The 3,436-nt window shown below is 64.3% G+C and carries 2 protein-coding genes and 1 tRNA gene; 1 reads left to right on the top strand and 2 read right to left on the bottom strand.

What is annotated here, in order from left to right; genetic code table 11:
* Both PMN64_RS42470 and PMN64_RS42465 read right to left on the bottom strand, forming a co-directional pair.
* Positions 1-2,072, bottom strand: a 2,072-nt coding sequence (locus PMN64_RS42470; RefSeq protein ID WP_411785062.1) for a molybdopterin cofactor-binding domain-containing protein, incomplete at its 3' end; no start/stop codon positions are given.
* 1 nt (position 2,073) lies between these two features.
* A complete protein-coding gene (locus PMN64_RS42465) occupies positions 2,074-2,526 on the bottom strand; it encodes a (2Fe-2S)-binding protein (RefSeq protein ID WP_028333166.1) in 453 nt (150 codons plus the stop codon).
* A 600-nt stretch (positions 2,527-3,126) separates the two neighbouring features.
* On the opposite strand from PMN64_RS42465, the gene PMN64_RS42460 reads away from it, so the two are divergent.
* Positions 3,127-3,201 (top strand) — tRNA-Glu (locus tag PMN64_RS42460).
* Positions 3,202-3,436 lie beyond the last annotated feature (235 nt).

The raw sequence follows: 3,436 nt of genomic DNA, 5'->3' as shown, positions 1-3,436 counted from the left end.
CCGTATTTGGCCAGACTCAGCCCCATGATCGCGGCACCCTCGATCTGCGAGTGGATCCGCTCCGGATTGACATAGGTACCGCAATCGATCGCGGTATCGACCCGCGGCACCGAGAACTTGCCCTTGTCGTCGACCGCCACCTCGACGATGGTCGCGATGTAGCTGACGAACGAGCGGTGCACCGCGATGCCGAGGCCGTGGCCCTTCGGCACCTTGCGGCCCCACTCGCCCTTTTCGGCGACCAGCTCGACGACCTTGCGTAAGCGCGCGGTGTCGATCGGGTAGCTGTCATAGGGCTCGCCGTAGTTCCAGGGATCCTTCACCGAGGACAGGTTGACGATCCGCGGGCTTCCGATCAGCTCCAGCAGCATCTCCTTCTGGTCGCGGCCCGTTGCATGCGCGATTTCCCCGACCATGGATTGCACCGCGAAGGCGCGCGGGATGTTGGAGACCGAGCGGAACCAGCCGATCCGCGTGAACGCGGCCGCTTCCGGGTTCTCGCACTGCAGGTTGGCGATCTCGAACGGGTTGTCGATCAGGCCCATGCCGAGCTCGAACGGCGCCTCGTGATTGGCGCCGGCGGCGAAGGTCGAGGCGATCGTTGGCGCCACGCTGCGGTGCCGCCACGCAATCACCTTGCCGCTCTTGTCGAGACCGGCCTCGATCCGTTCCACCGATACCGTGTGCAGGAAGTCGTGATGGACGTCGTCCTCACGGGTCCACTGCACCTTGACCGGCGCGCCGAGCTCCTTCGACAGCAATGCCGCCTCGAGCGCGAAGTCGCATTTCGACTTGCGGCCGAAGCCGCCGCCGAGCAGCGTCACGTTGACGGTGACATTGTCCTCGGGGATGCCGAGCGTCTTGGCGACATCCTCGCGGGTGCCGCCGGGGCTCTGCACCGGCGCCCAGATCGTGGCCTTGTCGCCCTTGACGTCGGCAACCGCGACCGGCGGCTCCATGCTGACATGGGCGAGATGCGGCAGATAATATTCGCCGGTTATCACCTTGTCGGCGCTCTTCAGCGCCGCATCGGCGTCGCCTTCCTTGCGCACCACGAGGCCGGGCTTTCGCGCGGCTTCCTCCAGCGAGGCACGATAGGTGACGGAGTCGTATTTGGCGTTGGCGCCGTCGTCCCAGACGATCTTCAGCGCGTCGCGGCCCTTGATCGCGGCTCCGGTGTTGCGCGCGATCACGGCCACGCCGCCGAGCGGCTGGAACTTGGACGGCCAGGGCCAGCCCTTGACCTCCATCACCTTCTCGACGCCCGGCACCTTCTTGGCCGCGCTGTCGTCGAACGATTTGAGCTTGCCGCCGGTGACCGGCGGACGGGCGATGACGGCATATTTCAGGCCGGGCAGCCGGACATCGGCGCCGTAATGCGCCTTGCCGGTGGTGATGTCGTGCAGGTCGACGATCGAGACCTGGCCCTTGCCGAGATAGCGGAAGTCCTTGGGGTCCTTCAGCTTGAGGCCCTCGACGCTCGGCACCGATTCTTTCGCGGCGTCGGCCGCGAGTTCGCCGAAGCCAGCCTTCCGGCCGCTCGCGCTGTGCACCACCTCATGGTTCTGCGCTTTCACTTCGGTCACCGGCACGCCCCATTTTTTGGCGGCGGCGGCTTCCAGCATCGAGCGCGCCGAGGCGCCGATCTGGCGCATCGGGATCAGATAATGCCGCGTGCTGCGCGAGCCGTCGGTGTCCTGGTTGCCGAACTTGACCTCGTCGCCATGCGCCTGCTGGACATGGACGCGCGACCAGTCGGCCTCCATTTCCTCGGCGACGATCAAGGGCAGGCTGGTGCGCACGCCGGTGCCCATCTCGGAGCGGTGCGCCAGGATGGTGACGATGCCGTCGGGGGCGATCGCGACGAACACGCGCGGATCGACCACGACGCCGTGCGGCATCTTGCCGGCGCCGGTCTCATAGGCGAACGCCTGGCGCGTCATCACGGGCGCGGCGAGCACGAAAGAGCCGGCGATGCCGAGCCCCTTGAGGATGCTGCGGCGCGAAACGTTCTCGACCTTCACGTGCTTCTCGAAGCCGCGAAGCTTGCTGGGATTGGTGCGGATATTCATGTCACACCCCCGTCGATGCGAGATGGACGGCATTCTCGATCCGCTGGTAGCAGCCGCAGCGGCAGATATTGCCCGCCATGGCTTCGCGGATCTGGTCGTGGCTGGGCTTCGGGTTCTGGTCCAGCAGCGCCGCGGCCTGCATGATCTGGCCGGCCTGGCAGTAGCCGCACTGCGGCACGTTGACTTGGCGCCAGGCTTTCTGCACCGGATGGTCGCCGGTCGGATGCAGCCCCTCGATGGTGGTGACCTCGCGGCCGACGACGTCGGACACCGAGGTGATGCAGGCGCGGACCGCCTCCTTGTCGACGATCACGGTGCAGGCGCCGCACAGCGCCTGGCCGCAGCCGAACTTGGTGCCCGTGAGGCCTGCTTCGTCACGGAGATACCACAGCAGCGAAAGATCCGGGTCGCCGTCCCAATTCTGTTCCTGGCCGTTGATTTTTAGTTTGATCATGGTCTGTCCTCGCTCTGCCTAAGCTATTGACCTGTGCGGCGCGAGGTGTGGAACGTCTTCCATCGCCTGCGACCGCGCTGATGTTTGTTGTGCCAAGATATTCGTGAGCCAAATTTGCCGTGCGCCAAGGCCGTCAAGCGCTTGCGCTTTGTTCCAAGCACTCCTCTTGCTTGTCCGGCGCCGTGCGGGGCGCAGCATGGTGAAGGGCTGCGATGTTAACAGAGCTCGGCGTCGGATGACTTCACAGACAGGTGTTTTGCATTGCCATTTGGCGAAAGCAGGGCCGTGCACGATCAAGACATGACATCTCAGGGTGGCCATCATGCAATCGCGAGGGCGGTGCCACTGTAGCGTGCAGGTGCGATGCGCTCGGGCAAGCAAGCGCGGCATCTCGCCCAGCACCGTCTCGTCTGACACCGTCATTCCCCTGTGCGCAATTGCGCACCTGGGGGCATCGCGCAGCGATGAACCCGGAATCCGGAAGTATGACACCGGATGCCCCCGGGGACATTCGTAAAGCATGGCCGACAAAATCCCCGCCGCAACGCACAAGGCATCTTGCGGCCGCCGGATTTCGAGGCTATTGCCTTGCCTCTCAACGCTCCCTTCGTCTAGCGGTTAGGACGCGGCCCTCTCAAGGCTGAAACAGGGGTTCGATTCCCCTAGGGAGCGCCAAATACGCGATATTCCACGACATTTTGCGATGTGAGTCCCGATCGGGAGTGTCAACCCGTCGATCGACTGATCTTGCAAGCGGTGGTGGGCAGCAGTCTTACCCCGGCTCGGTGACTGTTTGCCAGTTCTTCGGGGTTTCTTAGACGCCTGTCGACTGCAACGCGATTTGTCCATCTACCGGCGTCCATTCGTCGCCACACACGATTTGCTCATTCCCGCTCCATCATGTCGGCGA

Origin of the sequence: Bradyrhizobium sp. UFLA01-814, from assembly GCF_046718885.1 — a bacterium.
GTDB classification, from domain to species: domain Bacteria; phylum Pseudomonadota; class Alphaproteobacteria; order Rhizobiales; family Xanthobacteraceae; genus Bradyrhizobium; species Bradyrhizobium elkanii.
This window is presented reverse-complemented; position numbering and strand designations above follow the sequence as displayed.

Excerpts from the sequence above, each read along its gene's own strand:
- PMN64_RS42465 (WP_028333166.1), bottom strand. The coding sequence starts at position 2,526 with ATGATCAAACTAAAAATCAACGGCCAGGAACAGAATTGGGACGGCGAC.